The organism is Staphylococcus intermedius NCTC 11048 (genome assembly GCF_002902385.1).
Taxonomy (GTDB): Bacteria; Bacillota; Bacilli; order Staphylococcales; family Staphylococcaceae; genus Staphylococcus; species Staphylococcus intermedius.
Genome location: NZ_PPQH01000175.1, coordinates 1 through 274 on the forward strand (window position 1 = coordinate 1; position 274 = coordinate 274).

1 protein-coding gene is annotated in these 274 nt (G+C 40.1%); it reads left to right on the plus strand.

Features of this window, described 5'->3' with window-relative positions; translation table 11 throughout:
- Positions 1-274 (plus strand): hypothetical protein (locus tag CD138_RS14490; RefSeq protein WP_180991074.1); only part of this gene is annotated, 274 nt, incomplete at both ends.

The window sequence follows — 274 nt, forward strand, 5'->3', positions numbered from 1 at the left end:
TCAATTCTTCAGCGACTTAACATCAGGAGCGAAATCAACTTACGAATCATTAAGCGTATCAGCAGCGAATAGTGAATCAATGAGTAGTTCAGCTTCGATGAGCACATCTGAATCAGTAAGTGTGTCAATGAGTGCAAGTGAATCAGCAAGTACATCAACAAGTGCGTCTGACTCAACAAGTACTTCAACAAGCACAAGTGAATCAGATAGTATCGCGAAAGAAGTAAGTCAATTCTTCAGCGACTTAACATCAGGAGCGAAATCAACTTACGAA